The sequence below is a fragment of the Paenibacillus sp. SER-28 genome, assembly GCF_052906305.1.
Genome location: NZ_JBRECM010000079.1, coordinates 1 through 265, shown reverse-complemented (window position 1 = coordinate 265; position 265 = coordinate 1). Strand labels below are relative to the sequence as shown.

Annotated in this window: 1 protein-coding gene; it reads left to right on the top strand. The window is 70.2% G+C overall.

What is annotated here, in order from left to right; all coding sequences use genetic code 11:
- A partial coding sequence (locus ACUYLD_RS25710) for a DUF4438 family protein (protein ID WP_446676245.1) occupies positions 1-265 on the top strand: 265 nt, incomplete at both ends.

The following is a 265-nucleotide window of genomic DNA, read 5'->3' as shown; positions in this document are numbered from 1 at the left end:
GAGCCCATTCATGTTTGAAGCGTCTCGATCCACCGCCGTTGCAGCACCGGCCGGCAGCCCCCGGATCAACCACGACGAACTCGTGGCCGTGACCGTGCAGGGCCAGATCGCCCATCCGGTGGGCCGTGCGACGCCCTACCGGATCGGCTACGACGGTGTGCCACGTGTGCTGCCCGGCACCGGCGGCATCGTGCTGAACCGGCGCATCGGCGATCTCTGCGTGGGCCTGGCCGGCGACCACATCGAGCCGGGCGTGGCCCTGCAC